The following is a 17,590-nucleotide window of genomic DNA, read 5'->3' as shown; positions in this document are numbered from 1 at the left end:
TCAGGGACGGGATCGGTACGTGCTCGCGGCGATGCCCAGCACGATGGCAAAGGATCGACGATCAGGTCGAGGCTCGGGGCCTCGTGCAGGGCTGTGATGGAGAGGGCGAGACCGGTGACTGGCACCGCGACCATGAGGTTCGAGATCGCCCTCGCCGAAGATCGCGCGCTCGCGGCGTTGACGGCGCAGAAGCAGAAGGCCGTGGGACGGGACCGACGAAGGCGAGGCAGGTCCAGAAGGTGGCATTGCCGTCACCGGTGAAAGGCCATTCGGCGGCATAGGCCAGCGGTGTCAGGATCGCTGCAGCGAGCGGCCGCACGACATCCCCCATCGGGCGAGCGCGTGCGGGCCCGGCCGAAACCGGCGCGTCGCGACGGGCAGGGCGGGCAGCGGCACGTGGGGCAGGAGTCGTCGCTGAGGCGGCCATGGTTGGCGTCTTCCGGGACAAGTATCTCGGTTCGGTCGCGTCCGGTTGCGGGGTTCGCGGCGCGAATCCTCATCGACAGCGCCCCCTCAGAATGCCGTCCGATCTACAATTCGGTAAGCGCGTAATTCTGATCGATGCGATGAAGAAAACGACTGAACGGTTCGACGGGAGCGACAGGGCACACGCTCCGTCATCGTCCTTTTCACCGAGTAGGTGCTGGACGAACGCTTCCTACGTTACGCACCGGACAACGACGTCCTATCGCGACATGCTGAATTGCGCCGAGATACTTGGAGGGGGGCCCTGGGGGTGGACGGATTGGGCAAGGCTGATTGACCGGATTGTTGGATCTTCGAAGGATGAAGACCATGGCACGACACCGTTCCCATAGCGTCGCGTTCGAGCGTCAGGTTGCGCAGGAGTACCTGTCCGGCGAGACGCTGCACGGCTTGGCCAAGCGCCACGATCTCTTGCGCAACCTCGTGCGCGTCTGAGTGCAGAAGTACGAGGCCGGCGCGTTCGATGATGACGCGGCCGCCGACGACACGATCCAAGCCTACGAGGCGCGCATCGCCGCGCTCGAACGGCTCGTCGGCCGGCAGGCGCTTGAGCTTGAGTTTTTAAAGGGAGCTCTGCGCAACGGACCGTTGCCGAGAAGCGAGCCTACGTCCGTAATCACCGGCCCGGCAGCCTCTCCGTCGCGGAGGGATGCCGACGGATGAGTCTGGCGCACTCCACCTACTACGACGCTCCGATGCGTGCTGCCGACGGCACCGCCCGAGTCGAGGCTATGGCCGCGGTCGGCGACGCGTTCGAAGCCTACGGCTGGCGCCGCGTCCAGGCAGCTCTGCGCCAGCAGGGATGGCGGGTGAATCACAAAAAGGTCCGCCGCCTCATGCGCGCCCATGACCTGCAGCCACGCGTTCGGCGCCGCTATGTCACGACCACCGATAGCGATTACGAGAGCCCGATCTTCCCGAACATGGCCCGACATGGCTGTGTCCCAGGCAGTGGTGTAGCTGACGGGTGGTCATCGGCGGTTGCCGGGTAGGGTCGGGTTGCGACTTCCAGCCCCGAACCGGAGAGCTCCCCGATGACCGAGGAGATCATGGCCCTGCATGGGCTGATGGAGGAGAGCGCCGACACCGATCTGCTGCGCGAAATGATCGGCTTTGCCGCCGAGCGACTTATGGAGTTGGAAGTGGGCGGCCTGACCGGCGCGGCCCACAACGAGAAGAGCGCCGAGCGGCTGGAGAACGACCGGATCGTCTCGGCCGCCGTCATCGTGACGGTCGGCGTCAACAGTGACGGCCGGCGCGAGGTCCTCGGCATGGACGTCGGCTCGTCGGAGGCCGCGACGTTCTGGACGGCGTTTCTCCGGAAGCTGGCGCGCCGGGGCCGGCGCGGTTCAAACAGTGGGTTGGTTTCGTTTCCGACCGCCCCTTGCCGCGACCCACCCAAGCGGGGTCAAAATACGTTTCCGGTTCCGGTAGCCCTCGAATGGTCCTCGCGTCGAGTCAATTTCGAGGCATCATAAAGGGAAAAAGGTGGTGGAGCACGCATCCCGTCGGAACCGGTCTCTGGCGCCGTTTCCCTGCTAACAGGGAAAACAACAGGGAAAACGGCGTGGTGCAGCTCCCAGGCACGTCTTAGCCCAGCAAAAGTGCAGCAGATTTAATAACTTAATGATCAATTCCCTACGCGGCGGAACAGGGAATTGAGTTTGGTCATCAGGGAGCGCGTATGGGCGAAACAGGCAAGCCGATCAGCGGGAACAGGGATCGCTTTCGGGCAAATGCAAAAAGGGCCGGAGAGCCATGAGGCTCCCCGGTTGATTGGGATTATGAAGCATCGGTGGAGGGGGCTAAGGTCTCTCCGAGCCTTGAGCGCATATCGCCAGCGTCGATGAACCTGACCTCGATGCTGGGAGCATACTTCGGTCGATCGTCGAGGGTCTTCAGCCGTTCCTCATGGGACATGCCATCGGGCTCATCCGCCGGCGCCAGAGCCTTGATGGTATCGAAGAGGAGCTTGGCGGCTTTCATGTCGCCCTGCAGTGCCTTCCGGGTGAGTTGCTGGGCGAGTGCCTCGATCTGGGTCGTCCGAATCGTGCGGCCATCCTTGGTGATGGCAATCGGCTCACGCGCGGCCTGGGTAAACGCGTCCAGAAGATCGCGTCGGCCGAGCGGTGCCGAGTGGCCTCGGGGCCGGCCGCGTGGGTTGCCGGACTGGCCCTTCCGGAAGCGACGGTCGGCTGGCGGTTTGCCGTACCCGACCTCGTACGCGGTGCGTCGCTTCGGTTTGGTCACAGTGGTGTTCGCAGCGTCCGCCATCACGCAGCCTCCTCGAGCAGGGCAGGGGCCGTACGGGCCGACCGGACCTCGTCCCAGGTCTCGTCCGTGCCGTCGAGAATGGCGTCGCGGCCCGTGAAGGCCTGCCAGCGCCGGATAGCGACATCGACATAGACCGGGTCGAGTTCGAGCACCCGCGCCTCGCGTCCCTCTTCTCCGCAGCCAGCAGGGTCGTACCGCTGCCGGAGAACGGATNTCGGACCTCGTCCCAGGTCTCGTCCGTGCCGTCGAGAATGGCGTCGCGGCCCGTGAAGGCCTGCCAGCGCCGGATAGCGACATCGACATAGACCGGGTCGAGTTCGAGCACCCGCGCCTCGCGTCCCGTCTTCTCCGCAGCCAGCAGGGTCGTACCGCTGCCGGAGAACGGATCGAGGACGATCGCGCCGCGGCGCGTCACGTCCTTGATCGCATCGACGACCAGGGCCACCGGCTTGACGGTGGGATGCAGCGCCAGATCGCCCGCGCCCTTGAAGGTGTTGACCCCGGAATAGGTCCACACGTTCGAACGGTTGCGCCCGTGCCGGCCAAGCTCGACATTGTTGGTGTGGCTCGCCGTGCCGACCTTGTAGAGCGCAATGAGCTCGTGCTGCGAGCGGTAGAGCGAGCCCTGCCCCGGATTGGTCTTGCTCCACACGATGAGGTTCTTCTGCTCGCCGTAGAGCGGTCGGGTCGCGGCANAGCTCGTGCTGCGAGCGGTAGAGCGAGCCCTGCCCCGGATTGGTCTTGCTCCACACGATGAGGTTCTTCTGCTCGCCGTAGAGCGGTCGGGTCGCGGCATGCAGCTCCGGTAGGTGACACCAATCCATGCAGACGTAGTGCAGGGCCCCATCACACGAGACCGAGACGGCATGGCCGAGGCTCTCGCTCAGGAAGGCCGTGAATGCCTCCTCGGTCATCTCGCCCGAACCCATGACGAACTCGCGGTGCTGGACCCGGCCGCGGCCCATGACGTGGCCGTTGACGGGGACGTTGTAGGGCGGATCGGTGAAGACCATGTCGGCCTCTCGTCCACCCATCAGACGCTCGACGTCATCGCGGCTGCACGCGCTGCCGCACAGGATCCGGTGCGGGCCGAGCTGCCAGAGGTCGCCGAGTTGCGAGACCGGTGCTTCCGGCTCACCGAGCTCGTCCTCGCGCGAGGCGAGGCGCTCCTCGTCGAGATCCCCAGTCAGCAGATCGAGCTCGGCGATCTCGAAACCGGTGACGGAGAGATCCAGCCCGATCTCGGGCAGGTGGATGGCGAGTTCGCCGAGTTCGAGGGCAAGGGTCGCCCGATCCCAGCCGGCCAGGGTCGCGATCTTGTTGTCGGCGATCGCATAGACGCGCTTCTGCGTGTCGCTCAGGTGATCGAGCCGGACGGTCGGGACGGTGGGCAGGCCGAGTTGCTTTGCTGCCAACAACCGTCCGTGCCCGGCGAGCACGAGCCCGGTTTCGTCGACGACGAGCGGCACGGTGAAGCCGAACGCCCTGATGCTGTCGGCGATCTTGGCGATCTGCTTTTTCGAATGGGTGCGAGTGTTGCGCGGGTTGGGTTTGAGGAAGGTCGGAGCTTGGTCGACGATGGTCAACCCGGCCGTGGGAAAGGCCAGTGCGTTCGTCGTCATGATTGGAATGTCCTTGGAAAGCGCGCACGACGACAGGCCCGCGTGCCGGAAGGCAGCAGGGGAAAAGTCGGCGCAGTGGTCTGAGAAAAGGGCCGCTCAGGCCCGGAGACAGAAACGCCCCGGGGCAGGTGCTGCGGGGCGAGGGGACGTGCAATCGCGCATCGAGCTGCTCAGGCGCGCCGTTCGGAAAGGATCACGATTGCGGGTGGGTCCAAGCTGGTCCGCTGCGGACACAGAAAATTCAACTTAAGGAAAATGCGCAGTTTACCCGTCGGGTGTCAAGACGCTCCTTCGCAAGATCTTGACATCAATGGAAACTACCCATCGGCGACCTGAGCCACTTTATCTTATTATGGCACGCCGATAGGACTTATCAGCTGTGAAGTTCCCGTCCTTCGGCCGTCATGGGTTGAAATCCGCCGGCCTGCTGTACGACCGGGTTGGGTGGGGAGCGGACCCTGACCCTTCATCCTGAAGCGGACGTTCCGCCTCCGACCCAAACATGACGTAGCGAGGGATTCGGCCGACGCTCGAAAGCGGAATCTTACGGCGGCATTCCGTTGGTGTGGGTCGGTCCCATCGCCGACATCCTAGGTCGTGTTCATTGCAAATCGCGACGGATTCGCGGCTGAAGCGTTAATCGGGGCCCCGGAAACATGTGCCCGAACTATCTGGACAACACCCGCGCCGCCACTCCGAGCGCGCGCACGCCAAAGGCGAGATCTGCATCGCTGGTATCCTCTGTCCAGTGATGGCTGATGCCGCCGACCGACGGGACGAACAGCATGGCGGCCGGCAGGATACGGGCGATGTTCTGGGCGTCGTGGCCGGCGCCCGAGGGCATCACCTGCCAACGGCCGGGGCAGACCTGCTCGGCAGCCTCCGAGAGGGCCCGCATCAGGTTCGGATCACACCGGGCGGGGATCGCCTTCGACAAGGGTATGAGCGTGGCAGTGCAGCGCTCACGCCGGTTCGACTCTTGCACCAGTGCTTCGAGGCAAGCTTCCATTCGCTCCAGCACCGGGACCGACACGTCGCGGAACTGGAAGGCCACCTCTGCGCGGCCCGGAATGATGCTGTAGCCGCCGGGATCGAGCGTGATCCGCCCTGTCGTCCAGGTGCTACGCGGGCCGCAGACCTTCGGAAATTCCCGATCGATGGCCGCGAGCAGGCGTACCGCGGAGAGTCCCGCATCCCTGCGCTCGGCCATGGTGGTGCCTCCGGCATGGTCCTGCTTGCCTTCGAAGACGATCTGAAACTGCCAGATCGCCACGATGCCGCTGACGACACCGAGATGCAGACCTGCGGATTCGAGTTGCGTGCCCTGCTCGATATGCAGTTCCAGAAAGCCCCGGTAGCGCGCGGGATCCAACTGCATCCGAGGTTTTCCGGCCAGTCCGGCCGATTCGAGCGCCACGCGCAGGGGGGTGCCGTCGGTGCGGTTGCGGGCGGCGTCGATCTCGGCCTCGGTCAGGTCACCGATCGCCGAGCGGCTACCCAGGAAGCCGCCGGAAAAATGTCCCTCCTCATCTGCGAAGGCGACGACGTCGACGGGAAGCCCGGCCCGGGCCAGCGCCAGTCCGGCGACGACGCCGAGCGCCCCGTCGAGCCAGCCGGCCTCGTTCTGGGTCTCAATGTGGCTGCCGACCAGGAGGTGGGGCCCCGGGCCACGATGCCGCCCAAGCACGTTGCCGATGCCGTCGATCGACGTCTCGAGACCGCAAGCCTCGATCCGGCCCATCAGCCAGCGACGCGCCTGCATATCTTCAGGCGAAAAGGTCGGCCGGTGGACGCCGGTGCGGAACCGCCCGATCTCGCGCAAGGCGTACAGGTCGTGGAGGAAGGTGTCGGTCTCGATTTCGGTCATGCTGGGTCCAGGCGGTTGATCGCGTTCGGTAGTCACCCCCCACCCTCTTTCAGAGTTCGAGGGTCACGCTGCCCTGAGCGCGCGAGACGCATGGCGTCATCCGGTCCCGGCGTTTCCCGACCGAGAGCACGGCATCACGATGGATCACTGTGCCATCGTGATAGCCGCACTCGCAGGCGCCGCAGACTCCGAGTTCGCATGAGGAGGGTTGGGAGAAGCCGTGCTCCCGCAGGACGTCGAGGAGCGAACGGTTCGCAGCTACGTGGAGCTGGGCGCCTGTGGATGCGATGCGAACTTCGAACGGCTCGGGTTTGAAGGTTTCGTCCGACAGTGGGGCGAAATGCTCGACATGGACCTGCTCCGGTGGCCAGCCCTGCGAGTCGAGGGCAGCTTGGACGGCGTCGGTGAGACGCTGCGGGCCACAGGCATAGACATGCGTGTCCACCTCGACGTCGCCGAGACGCATCGGATCGAAGCGTCGGCCTTCATCGGCGAACCAACCCTGAAGTCGGTCACCGCAGATCGCGCGGACGTCCGCGAGGAGAGGCGCATGGGTGGCCGACGACGCACAGAAATGGAGCACGAAGTCCGCTCCTTCCGCCGAAAGCGTGCGTGCCATAGCGAGGAGCGGCGTCACGCCGATGCCGCCCGCCACAAGGATGTGCCGACGTGCGGCGGGTGCGAGGGGGAAGTTGTTGCGGGGCGCTGAGACATCGACGACCGCGCCGACGGTGAGGTTGCCGTGCACCCAAGTCGAACCCCCGCGTCCCGCCTCCTCGCGCTTGATCGCGATCTCGTATCGCGTGCGATCTGCAGGGTCGCCGCAAAGGGAGTACTGGCGCACGCGTCCATCCGGCAGCCGAAGATCCACGTGGGCGCCGGCTGTCCAAGATGGGAGCTCCGGCCGCCGCGGATGGACCAGGGTTAGATGCAGTACTTCGGACGTTGTCGCCATAGCCGCCGAGACCTGCAGCCTCATGACCAGACGTGCGCTCACGACCTAGTCCACCATCTCGATCGTATCGCCGACCCGGATGATTCCGCCGCGCTCGATCCCGCAATTGAGGCCCGAGCGGTTGTAGAGAGGCAGGTAGACCGGCTGGCCCAGGAGTTCCTCTAGGTACTTGCAAGGAAAGTTGAGCCGTCCGCCGCGCAGGATCACCTCGCCGACGCGAAATCGACGCCCCACGAGGTGGTTCAGTGGGACGCCCCGAACCGTGAGATTGCGGCGGTGGTCGATCGGCGCGATGTGCAGAGGACCGCTTTGGAGCGGCGGGTCGTTGCGGTTGATCGCATCCAGCGCCTCCTGCTCGATCAGGGTCACCTCGCGGGTGTCGGGCTTGGGCGAATAAGTGCCCAAACCGAGAAAGTAGCGGTCCCCCTCGATGCCGCGCCCGGCAACGCACCGGGCCTCGGTGCGTTCTTCCATCTCGTAGCTCGCCGCCGAGGCCGTATGGATGTTGAGCAGGCTGCCCCGCCAGCCCACTGCGCCTCCCGGAACGCCGACCGCTATCGAACCGGCCGGATGTGCGAACGCCTCGACCATGCGGGGTGCTGTTACGTCCGTCATCGCGTGGCCTCCGATTGTGTCGCGAGAGCGATGGCTTCGATCTCGACCATGGCGTCGCGGGGCAGCCGGGCGACCTCGATCGTCGATCGCGCCGGGGCATCACCGGGGAAATGCTCCGCATAGACGGCATTCATGGCGGCGAAGTCGTTCATGTCCTTGAGGAACACGGTCGTCTTGGCGACCGTCGCCAGGCTCGCGCCGCCCGCATCGAGAACCGCCGCGAGATTGGCGAGCGAGGCCTTGGTCTGCGCCGCAATCCCGTCGGGAAATGCGCCGGTCTCCGGGTCGATCGGGAGTTGCCCCGAGGCGAAGACGAGATCGCCGACACGGGTTGCCTGCGCATAGGGTCCGGCGGCCGGTGCGGCCTTGTCCGTCTTGATGATGGTTCGGTTCATTCGTGTTCCTCGGTGTGAACGGGGCTGTCGGGATCAATCTACGATACTAGAAAAATATCCACTGTGAAGGATCGGCGGCATCGAAGTTCCCAATCATGCGCCGAGCTCGGGCGGTCCAGCGGCTCAGTCGATCTGTCGTCGAGCGGTTTCGGGCGACAGGAACGCAGCGACCAGCGTCACGCAGGCCAGCACGATTAGGTAGACCGAGATCGGCCATGTCGCGCCGCTGCTCCAGGTCAACAGTGCGGCGGCGATGAGCGGCGTGAAGCCTCCGCTCAGGGCTGCTCCGACCTGGAATCCGAGCGAGGCGCCGCTGTAGCGCAGGCGCGCATCGAACAGCTCCGACATCCAGGCCGCGCCCGTCCCGAACATGATGCCCTGGCCGAAGCTCAGGGCCACCGCGACGGTCAGCGTGATGACGGTCGGATCGCGGGTGTCGAGAAGCTGGAACAGCGGGAAGGCAAAAACGATGGAGAACAGGCAGGCGACGACGAACAGGGTGCGTCGGCCATAGCGGTCCGACAGCCATCCGAAGACGGGAATCGTGAAGAGCTCGATGATCGCCGCGATCAGGATGCCGTTGAGGATGACGCTTCGCGGCAAACCGAGCTGCCCCGTCACGTAGGAGATCGAGAACACCGTGACGATACTGACATAGGCGATCTCCGACACCTTCAGGCCGACAGCCTTCAGGAAAGTGCGGGGATGCTCCGTGAGGATCTCGACGACCGGGATCTTGGCAACGGCAGCGCGCTGCTTCACCCGCTGAAAGGAGGGTGTTTCGTGCAGGCGAAGCCGGATGAAGAGGCCGACACCGACGAGGAAGGCGCTCGCCAGGAACGGCAGCCGCCAGCCCCAGGCCAGGAACTCGGCCTCGGGCATCAGCCCCGCCAGAGCGAAGGCTCCGATGGAGAGGATGACGCCCAAGGGATAGCCGAGTTGGACGATGCTCCCGAAGAAGCCCCGTCGATGGGCCGGTACGCTTTCGACCACCATCAGGACCGCGCCGCCCCACTCCCCACCGATACCGATGCCCTGGACCAGTCGCAGGGTGACGAGCAGGATCGGTGCCCAGACGCCGATCTGGGAATAAGTCGGCAGGCAGCCGATCAGGAATGTGCCGAGGCCCATGATCATGATCGTCAGGGAGAGCATGGCCTTTCGACCGATCTTGTCGCCGAAATGGCCGAAGACGATGCCGCCCAGGGGGCGGGCCAGGAATCCGACAGCGTAGGAACCGAAGGCGGCTATCGTCCCGACGACGGGGTCGATACTCGGAAAGAAGAGCTTGTTGAACACCAGGGCACTGGCGGTGCCGTAAATCAGAAAGTCGTACCATTCGACTGTCGTGCCGATCACGCTCGACCAGACAATCTGTCGTCGGTCCGCGAGCGAGACCTCATGCCGGTCGAGACCGCCTTCGGTTTCCATCACAATCGCCGTACTCGCCATGGCCTTCGACCATCCACCGAACTGGAGAAAATTCCACTAATGTGGAGGCAATCGCCGTGCCAGATGCGGCAGCGATCGTTTGGCGCGCCCCGGGCGCGCACGACGGCGCCCGGCCGTGCGGCGAAAGCCGGGACGTCGCGGGATGGGGCGCGTGCAAACGTCAGGACGATCCCCTATTCAGGGGCGAAGCTGACCCGCACGGCCCTACTTGCCGGTCTATTGGGAGGATGGGAGTGGATGACGGCATGGCGGTGAGGGAGATGGTTGCCCCGGCGCAGACAGCGGCCGAAACGAGTTCCCAGGCCTACGTGTCCGAGGAGATCCGTCGCCGCCGCAGGGAACTCCACCTGTCCCTGGAGGCGCTGGCGACGCGCTCCGGCGTGAGCCGCTCGATGATCTCGAAGATCGAGCGCGCCGAGGCGGTGCCCTCGACCGCTGTACTCTCCCGCCTGGCGGAGGCGCTCGGCGTGACCTTCTCGCGCTTGATGGCCCCGGCGACCGAACTCGAAGTCCTGCTGATCCCGGCACGTCGCCAACCCATCCTTCGGGACGAAGAATCGGGCTTCCTGCGTCGCTGCCTGTCGCCGGTCCTACCGGGCCGAGGCATCGATCTGGTGCTGAACACCTTGCCGCCCGGTGGCAGCACGGGCGAATTCACGGCCCATCGCCCTGGCGTCTCGGAATACATCTACATCCTGCGCGGCCGCCTGCGCGCCGTGATCGGCGACCGGACCGTCGTCGCGGAGACGGGGGACAGCCTGTACTTCGAAGCCGATGCCGGGCACGCGTTCACGAATCTCGGCACGGACCCGTGCGAGTATATCCTGGTGATCGATCCGTCCCGCGCTCGGTAGCGATCTTCCGTCGGAATCTCGGGGGTTCGCATGCGTTGCAGAGAATGGGCTTGAGAACGAACCGGAGCGCATCCTGCGATGGAAGACCGTTTTGACATCGCCGTCGTCGGCCTTGGCGCCATGGGAAGCGCGGCCCTCTATCAACTGGGGCTGCGGGGCGCGAAAGCGGTTGGCCTCGATCGCTTTGCCCCGCCGCACATTCTGGGGTCGAGCCACGGAGAGAGCCGCATCACCCGGCAGGCTGTCGGGGAGGGCCGCGACTACGTCCCCTTCGTCCTGGCTTCGCACCGGATCTGGCGAACCCTGGAGGCGGAGACCGGCGAGACGCTACTGACGGCATGCGGCGCCTTGGTGATGGGGCCGGGCAGCGGTGACACCTCCCATCACGGCAAGCCGGATTTCGTCGGGCGTTCGATCGATGCCGCGCAGGCCTTCGCGATCCCGCACGAGGTCCTCGACGGAGGCGAGATCGCGCGCCGCTTCCCGCAATTTCTGAATCTCGGCGGCGACGAGAGGGCCTATTACGAGCCTGGCGGCGGCTACGTGCGCCCCGAGCGCTGCATCGCTGCGCAGCTGCAACGGGCCGGCGAGCTCGGCGCCGACATCCGCACCGGGACGACGGTGCTGTCGATTATCCAAGAGCCGGGCGGGGTCCGCATCGAGACCGAAAACGGCGTCGTCCTGGCCGATCAGGTGGTGGTCTCGGCCGGGGCCTGGACCGCGCCTCTTCTCGGCGCGCCGTTCACGGAGCTGCTCACGGTCAGCCGCCAACTCCTGCACTGGTACGCCCTCGACGACGCCTCGGCCTACGGCTCGGAGTCGCCGGTCTTCATCTGGATGCACGGTTCCGGCGACACGGACTACCTCTATGGCTTCCCGCCCCTGCCGGGGGAGGTCCAGGTCAAGGTCGCCACCGAACAATACGAGACCGCCACGCGGGCCGAGGCCTTTGACCGCGCCGTGAGCCCCGAGGAATCCACCGCCATGTACCGGCACCACGTGGCGGGCCGGCTCGCCGGCGCGACGGGGCGAGTGACCAAGTCCGCCGCCTGCCTCTACACCGTGACCCCCGACCGCGGCTTCATCATCGACCGCCATCCGCAGATGAACCGGGTTCTCGTCGTCTCGGCCTGTTCGGGGCACGGCTTCAAGCACTCTGCCGGGATCGGCGAGGCCGTGGCGAACGAGATGGTGCAGGCCAGCGGGCGGATCGATCTCGCACCGTATTCGCTCGGACGGTTCGGCTGATCCCCCCAGTGATGGCCTGCCGATTGCTTGACCCGTTCGGACCGGACAAGGCAATCTGCTCGAAGAGGGATCGTCGGGTCTCGGTCTTGATTTCCGGTCGATCGGCATGAACCAAGCAGGGATGTGGTGCGATGCGTAAGCTGACTCAGGCGTTCCTCGGCTGCAGCCTGCTCGCCGCCACCGCATTGCTCCCTGCCTCCTTGGCCTCGGCTGCGGATGGGATCGAGGCCATCAAACAGCGCGGGACGCTCATCGTCGGCGTGAAGGCGGATTACCGTCCCTTCGGCTTTCGCGATCCGAGCGGAGCGATCATCGGGATGGAACCGGACCTTGCCGCCGACGTCGCCAAGCGCCTCGGCGTGAAGCTCGAACTCGTGCCGGTGGTCTCCTCCAACCGGATCGAGTTCCTGCAGCAGGGCAAGGTCGACCTCCTCATCGCCACGATCTCGGACAAGCCGGAGCGCCGCCGCGTGGTGCAGGCTATCGACCCGCAATATTATTCCGACTTCGTCAACGTGATGCTGCCCAAGAAGGCCAATATCACCGACTGGGCGCAGCTGAAGGGCAAGCCCCTCTGCGCCACCTCCGGCGCTTGGTACAACAAGGACGTGGCCCGCACCTACGGTGTCGAAATCGTCGCCTTCGATGGCTCGGAGAAGCCGCTCTTCGCCCTCAAGCAGGGCAACTGCCTCGGCTACGTCTACGATCAGAGCATGCTGCAGGGGAAGCTCCTCGACGCCGACTGGAAGGCGGATTACGCCCTGCCGCTGAAGGGTATCCTCGACGCCCCCTGGATGATGGCGGTGGCGCCCGGCAATGGCTCCCTCCAAACCATGATGGAAGCTACGACCAAGGACTGGATGAAGTCCGGCTTCATCGTCGAATCAGAGAAGAAGTGGGGCATCGAGCCGACGGAATACTCGAAGGCGATGCACGAGAAGTACAAGAACGCGACCAACTGAGCCGCGCCGGGCCGAATGACCCGCCGTCTTGAGGAACACGATGGACGCCGTCCCAAACTGGTTCCGGACCCTTTACGACACGACGGGTTTCAACTTCACGGTCTTCTACGACCCCTATGATTGGGACCGCTACGTCAACGGCCTGAAGACGACGCTGCTGCTGGCGGTGACGACGATCCTGGCGAGCCTCGTCATCGGCGCAGTCGGGGCACTTCTCCAAGGAGGCCCGTCGCGGCTCATGCGCGGATTCGTCAACGGCTTCGTCGTGGTGTTCCGCAACACGCCGCCCCTGGTGCAGATCTTCTTCTTCTACTTTGGGCTGGGCACCCTGCTGCCGGCCACCCAGACCGCAGACGGGTTGCGCGTGCCGATCCTCGACAACGTGCAATGGGCCATCGTCTCGCTGTCCCTGTTCGCCGGCGCCTTCAACGTCGAAATCTTCCGCTCCGGAATCGAAGCGGTGCCGCGCACCACCATCGAGGCGGCCGAGGCCCTTGGCTATACCCGCCTGAAGGCCTACCTCTACATCGTGCTGCCGCTCGCGCTCCGCGTCTGCCTGCCGGCCCTCAACAACAACCTCATCAACCTGCTCAAGACCACCACCCTGGCCTACGCCATCGCGGTGCCCGAGACGCTCTATGCGGTGAAGCAGATCTGGTCGGAATCGCAGAACGTGCTCGAGATGATGATCGTGCTGCTCGTCACTTACGCGGTCCTGGTCGGCGTCCTCGTCTGGATCATGCATCGCTGGGAGCAGGCCTTGCGGATCCCGGGCTACAGCCGGTGAGGGCGCCTGAGCCGCCTGCAAGCGACCTGCCGGTCCTGCTGCCGTTCCGGGTGTCGCGTACGCGGACCCTGTTCACCTTCCGCCCGGCTCAAGGGTGGCTTCTCGGGGCGTGGCTCACCGGCCTCGTCCTCGTGGTACCAGCCTTCGCGCAAGGGCCGGACGCCGTGCTGTCGCCGCTCCAGGTCGTCCTGCGCTGGGCGCCGCTCCTGCTGACGGGCTTTGCCTTCAACGTCGCGATCTCGCTTGTGGCGATGCTCCTCGGCACGGGGGCGGGTCTTGGGCTGGGGCTCGCCCTAGTGAGCGAGGGGCCGGTCCTGCGCCGCATCGCCTGGGGCGTGACACAGTTCTTCCGCAACGTGCCCTGGCTGGTGCTGCTGTTCTTTGTGATGTTTCTCGTGCCGTTTCAGGTCACGGTGTTCGGCCTGCGCGTGCCGCTGCCCGACTGGGTCAAGGCGACGGTGGGGTTCGCGCTGCCGGTTATGGCCAACGTCGCCGAGATCGTACGCGGCGCCGTGAGCTCGGTGCCGGCCACACAGTGGGAGGCGGCCGAATCCCTGGCTTTCACCCGGCGCCAGACCCTGTTCCGCATCATCCTGCCCCAATGCCTCAAGCGGATGCTGCCACCGTGGATGAACGTCTACGCTCTGATCGCCATGGCAACGGTGCAGGCCTCCATCGTCGGTGTCACCGAGATGCTGACATTGACGGCGCAGGTTCACGCCGCCGAAGGCGGGCGGCCCGAGCTGTTCGCCCCCCTCTACGGCTTCGCCCTGCTGTGCTTCTTCCTATACTGCTACCCGATCGACCGGCTGACCGCGCGCCTGGAGCGGCGCTTCGAAACAGCGTGAGGCCCGGGTGTCCGATGGTACGTTTCTGATGGTGCTTTTCTGATGGTGGGTGTCTCGTCCTCCGGCCCACCGATCGTGCAGCTGCTCGACGTGCACAAGTCCTTCGGTGAGGTGGAAGTCCTCAAGGGGATCAGCTTCGACGTGCGCCGGGGCGAGGTCGTCTGCATCATCGGCCCGTCGGGATCGGGCAAGTCGACGCTGATCCGCTGCATCAACGCCCTCGTTCCGGTCACGTCCGGCACCATCCGGGTCGACGGGATCGAAGTGGTCGACCCGAAGCTCGACAAGCTGGCCTTGCGACGCAAAGTCGGCATGGTGTTCCAGCAGTACAACCTGTTCCCGCACAAGACGGCGTTGGAGAACGTCATGATGGCGCCGATCCACGTGCTGGGCCAGGACAGACGCGAGGTCGAGGTCCGGGCACGCGCTCTCCTTGCCAAGGTGCGTCTCGCCGGCAAGGAAGCGGCTTATCCCGGCGAGATGTCCGGCGGGCAGCAGCAACGCGTGGCCATCGCCCGCTCGCTCGCGATGCGGCCGGACGTGATGCTGTTCGACGAGGTCACAGCTGCCCTCGATCCCGAGACGGTCAAGGAGGTTCTCGTCACCATTCGCGAATTGGCAGAGGAGGGCATGACCTGCCTTCTCGTCACCCACGAGATGAACTTCGCGCGCGAGGTCGCCGGCCACGTCTACTTCACCGATCGCGGTGTCATCGTCGAGCACGGGCCGCCCGAGACTTTGTTCTCGTCCGCCGTCGATCCGCGCACGCGACAGTTTCTGTCCCAGGTTCTGTAGGAACCGATTCAAGTCAATTCAGGCGAGCTGCGAGTATCGCCCAATTACCTACTCGGAAACGGGCCAGCTACTTGCGACTCTTGCTGGTCGCCCGACCGGCCTTGGGTCCTACCCGATAGCGGTCATTCTTGATGAAGACGCAGGATCTTCATCGTCTAACCTGGGTACATCGAACTTGCGGCCGGCAACGACGCGAAACTTCATGTGGAAGCACCAATGCCCCTGAACGGTCTCGAACTCTCGAAGCAGCTCATCCGGTTCCGATCGATCAATCCTCCAGGCGATGAGAAGGAATGTTCCGAGTTCATTGCCCGGCTGCTGACCGAACACGGGTTCGACGTTGCCAGCTACGAATTTGCCAAGGACCGACCAACACTGGTCGCGCGCATCCCTGGGACGGCCGGTGGCAAGCCGCTCTGCTTCACTGGGCACATCGACGTCGTGCCACTTGGGTCGAACGAGTGGCAATTCCCACCCTTCGAAGGGGTCGTGCAAGATGGCCGGTTGTACGGCCGCGGTTCCAGCGACATGAAGGCCGGCGTAGCGGCGTTCATCGCGGCTGCATGCAACCTGATCGGGGACGGGCTTAGCTTCCACCGCGGTGTCACGCTCGTGATCACCGCCGGAGAAGAGACGGGATGTGAAGGCGCATTCCATGTCGGCCGTGAGAAAGTCCTCGGGCCAGCCGAACTCCTGATCGTGGCCGAGCCGACGTCTAATGCCCCCATATTCGCCCATAAGGGCTCTCTCCGCGTCATCGTAACCGCGCGCGGGAGGACAGCGCATTCCTCAATGCCGCATGAGGGCGAAAACGCCATCAGCAAGGCGGCGGAGTGGATCCGGAGACTTGAGGGCCACGAGTTCGGCGCCCGCCACCCACTGCTCGGCAGCGCCACAGCCTGCGTCACCACCATCCGCGGCGGAGAAAATATCAACTCCGTCCCTGACTTCGTCGAGTTCACCGTGGATATCCGGACCCTGCCGGAGCAGAAGCACGAAACGCTGATCGCCGAACTCAGCCGCCTGTTCGGACCGGAGGCTGAGATCCGGGTTGTCACGAGCTTCCCTGGGTTCGCTACCGAGCCGGACGATCCGTCCGCCGCCCTGCTCCTGACGCTGCTGCGCGAGCGGACTGGGGCGTCGGCGGAACCAGCTGGGGCACCCTACTTCACCGATGCGTCGGCTCTTGTGCCGGCCTTCGACGGAGTCGCCACGGTGATCGTAGGACCCGGCGAGCCGGTGCAGTGCCATAAGACGGACGAGTACTGCCTCGTCGACCGGATCGAGGAGGCGCAGGCCATCTACAGGGACTTGATGCTCCGCATGTGCTGCGACCGCGCGGGATGAGGCGCATTGGCCGACGCCGCTGCCGCCGTCCGGCAGGCCTGACGTGAGCGCTTGCGCGGTTGCTTCACACTGCGCCTAGGGCCTGTCGTCGCTTGAACGGATTGGCGCGTTTTGCGTTTTCGTCTCTCTGATTGCGGGAGGGACGATGCTGAGCGATGCGCAATGGTCTGAACTGNTAGGGCCTGTCGTCGCTTGAACGGATTGGCGCGTTTTGCGTTTTCGTCTCTCTGATTGCGGGAGGGACGATGCTGAGCGATGCGCAATGGTCTGAACTGGAGCCGCTGGTCGAGGCCTGCCGGCCCAAGGCCAAGACGCCACCGCAGCACCTGCAACGCACGCTCTCGGCGATCCTCTGGCGGCATCAGAACGGGGCCAAATGGCGGGCGATCCCGGAGGAACTGGGTCCGTGGTGGCGGGCTGCCCAGATCTTCATTCGCTGGTCCCGGGCCGGTGTCTGGGAGCGGCTGCTCAGCCTGGTGCAGGAGCGCGGTGTCCAACTCGGAATGGTGTTCCTCGACGGCACGAACGTGCGGGCTCACCAAAAGGCGGCCGGGGCCGCCAAAAGGGGGGATCTGCGGCCGAGCGAGATCATCGTGAAGCACTTGGCCGCTCGCGTGGCGGCTATGGCACCAAGGCTTGCGTGATCGCCGACGGGCGGGGCCGCGCCATCGCCTTCCGGCTGGCGCCCGGTCAGGCCCATGAGCTGCCCCATGCGGTGCCGCTGCTCGACGGGCTGCCCAGCGTGCCGAAGTGGGTCGTGGGCGACCGTGGCTACACCAGCCACGCCTTCCGCGAGCACATCTGGACCATGGGCGCACGGCCCGTGATCCCGCCGCAGCGCCATGAGGCGCCCGTCGCCTGCCCTGACTGGATCTACAACAACCGCAACCAAGTCGAGCGCCTCTGGGCCAGGCTCAAGGAATGGCGGGCCATCGCCACACGCTACGAAAAGACAGCCGCCAGCTTCATGGGCATCCTCTACCTCGCCGCCGCACTCGATTGGCTCAAGCGATGACACGCCCTAGCCCGCCTGGGCTTTCAGCGTTTCCATCGAACAGCTTGGCCTAGGTGAAAGTCCGGTCT

The 17,590-nt window shown here is 65.2% G+C and carries 19 protein-coding genes and 2 pseudogenes; 12 read left to right on the top strand and 9 right to left on the bottom strand.

Going from position 1 to position 17,590, the window contains the following annotated elements:
* A pseudogene (locus ASF32_RS26405) lies at positions 1-310 on the bottom strand (EamA family transporter); the annotation flags it as partial.
* A gap of 485 nt (positions 311-795) precedes the next feature.
* Here ASF32_RS26405 and ASF32_RS26830 point away from each other — a divergent pair.
* From ASF32_RS26830 to ASF32_RS08375, 4 genes and pseudogenes are all read left to right on the top strand, one after another.
* A complete protein-coding gene (locus tag ASF32_RS26830) occupies positions 796-921 on the top strand; it encodes a hypothetical protein (protein ID WP_280136549.1) in 126 nt (41 codons plus the stop codon).
* Positions 922-1,149: a hypothetical protein gene (locus ASF32_RS26400; RefSeq protein WP_244478015.1), complete on the top strand. Its 228-nt coding sequence runs from the start codon at positions 922-924 to the stop codon at positions 1,147-1,149.
* Positions 1,146-1,478, top strand: a complete 333-nt coding sequence (locus ASF32_RS08380; RefSeq protein ID WP_056426305.1) for an IS3 family transposase — start codon at positions 1,146-1,148, stop codon at positions 1,476-1,478. The genes ASF32_RS26400 and ASF32_RS08380 overlap by 4 nt, the downstream gene beginning before the upstream one ends.
* Before the next feature lie 42 nt (positions 1,479-1,520).
* Positions 1,521-1,835, top strand: a pseudogene (locus ASF32_RS08375) (transposase); the annotation flags it as partial.
* A gap of 433 nt (positions 1,836-2,268) precedes the next feature.
* Here the strand turns inward: ASF32_RS08375 and ASF32_RS25210 are convergent.
* The 8 genes from ASF32_RS25210 to ASF32_RS08340 all read right to left on the bottom strand — a co-directional run bounded on the left by ASF32_RS25210 (position 2,269) and on the right by ASF32_RS08340 (position 9,645).
* A complete protein-coding gene (locus ASF32_RS25210; protein WP_156467731.1) occupies positions 2,269-2,760 on the bottom strand; it encodes a DUF5681 domain-containing protein in 492 nt (163 codons plus the stop codon).
* A 214-nt stretch (positions 2,761-2,974) separates the two neighbouring features.
* Positions 2,975-3,412, bottom strand: a 438-nt coding sequence (locus ASF32_RS26395) for a site-specific DNA-methyltransferase (protein ID WP_244483614.1), incomplete at its 3' end; no start/stop codon positions are given.
* A gap of 44 nt (positions 3,413-3,456) precedes the next feature.
* Positions 3,457-4,382 (bottom strand): ParB N-terminal domain-containing protein (locus ASF32_RS26390; protein ID WP_244483609.1); only part of this gene is annotated, 926 nt, incomplete at its 3' end.
* Between the two features lie 667 nt (positions 4,383-5,049).
* The gene (locus ASF32_RS08360) at positions 5,050-6,249 is read right to left on the bottom strand and encodes a Zn-dependent hydrolase (RefSeq protein ID WP_056426296.1); all 1,200 of its coding nucleotides are present in this window, start codon (positions 6,247-6,249) and stop codon (positions 5,050-5,052) included.
* 49 nt (positions 6,250-6,298) lie between these two features.
* A complete protein-coding gene (locus ASF32_RS08355; RefSeq protein WP_348271421.1) occupies positions 6,299-7,093 on the bottom strand; it encodes a PDR/VanB family oxidoreductase in 795 nt (264 codons plus the stop codon).
* A gap of 156 nt (positions 7,094-7,249) precedes the next feature.
* Positions 7,250-7,819, bottom strand: a complete 570-nt coding sequence (locus tag ASF32_RS08350; RefSeq protein WP_082490389.1) for an MOSC domain-containing protein — start codon at positions 7,817-7,819, stop codon at positions 7,250-7,252.
* Positions 7,816-8,214, bottom strand: coding sequence for a Rid family detoxifying hydrolase (locus tag ASF32_RS08345; protein WP_056426290.1), 399 nt, complete (start codon positions 8,212-8,214; stop codon positions 7,816-7,818). The genes ASF32_RS08350 and ASF32_RS08345 overlap by 4 nt, the downstream gene beginning before the upstream one ends.
* Before the next feature lie 123 nt (positions 8,215-8,337).
* Positions 8,338-9,645 (bottom strand): MFS transporter, encoded by a 1,308-nt coding sequence (locus ASF32_RS08340; protein WP_200919076.1) that lies wholly within the window; start codon positions 9,643-9,645, stop codon positions 8,338-8,340.
* 266 nt (positions 9,646-9,911) lie between these two features.
* Here ASF32_RS08340 and ASF32_RS08335 point away from each other — a divergent pair, with 266 nt between their 5' ends.
* From ASF32_RS08335 to ASF32_RS08300, 8 genes are all read left to right on the top strand, one after another.
* The gene (locus ASF32_RS08335; RefSeq protein ID WP_056426285.1) at positions 9,912-10,520 is read left to right on the top strand and encodes an XRE family transcriptional regulator; all 609 of its coding nucleotides are present in this window, start codon (positions 9,912-9,914) and stop codon (positions 10,518-10,520) included.
* 78 nt (positions 10,521-10,598) lie between these two features.
* Positions 10,599-11,768 (top strand): N-methyl-L-tryptophan oxidase, encoded by a 1,170-nt coding sequence (gene solA / locus ASF32_RS08330; protein WP_056426282.1) that lies wholly within the window; start codon positions 10,599-10,601, stop codon positions 11,766-11,768.
* A 131-nt stretch (positions 11,769-11,899) separates the two neighbouring features.
* A complete protein-coding gene (locus ASF32_RS08325) occupies positions 11,900-12,730 on the top strand; it encodes a transporter substrate-binding domain-containing protein (protein ID WP_056426279.1) in 831 nt (276 codons plus the stop codon).
* A 40-nt stretch (positions 12,731-12,770) separates the two neighbouring features.
* Positions 12,771-13,517 carry an amino acid ABC transporter permease gene (locus ASF32_RS08320; RefSeq protein ID WP_056426276.1) on the top strand — a complete coding sequence of 249 codons (747 nt, stop codon included), beginning with the start codon at positions 12,771-12,773 and terminating at the stop codon, positions 13,515-13,517.
* Positions 13,514-14,365, top strand: a complete 852-nt coding sequence (locus ASF32_RS08315) for an amino acid ABC transporter permease (protein ID WP_056426274.1) — start codon at positions 13,514-13,516, stop codon at positions 14,363-14,365. Before ASF32_RS08320 ends, ASF32_RS08315 begins: the two co-directional genes overlap by 4 nt.
* Before the next feature lie 42 nt (positions 14,366-14,407).
* Positions 14,408-15,160 carry an amino acid ABC transporter ATP-binding protein gene (locus tag ASF32_RS08310; RefSeq protein WP_056426272.1) on the top strand — a complete coding sequence of 251 codons (753 nt, stop codon included), beginning with the start codon at positions 14,408-14,410 and terminating at the stop codon, positions 15,158-15,160.
* A 216-nt stretch (positions 15,161-15,376) separates the two neighbouring features.
* Positions 15,377-16,507 carry a M20 family metallopeptidase gene (locus ASF32_RS08305; RefSeq protein WP_056426270.1) on the top strand — a complete coding sequence of 377 codons (1,131 nt, stop codon included), beginning with the start codon at positions 15,377-15,379 and terminating at the stop codon, positions 16,505-16,507.
* Between the two features lie 245 nt (positions 16,508-16,752).
* A protein-coding gene (locus tag ASF32_RS08300; RefSeq protein ID WP_156467730.1) for an IS5 family transposase occupies positions 16,753-17,522 on the top strand; the annotation gives its coding sequence in 2 pieces (ribosomal slippage) (positions 16,753-17,068 and positions 17,068-17,522; 771 coding nt in all).
* Positions 17,523-17,590 lie beyond the last annotated feature (68 nt).

This window comes from Methylobacterium sp. Leaf91 (assembly GCF_001422815.1).
GTDB lineage: Bacteria > Pseudomonadota > Alphaproteobacteria > Rhizobiales > Beijerinckiaceae > Methylobacterium.
Note: the sequence above shows the minus strand (reverse complement) of the source record. Positions and strands in the feature narration are given on the sequence as shown.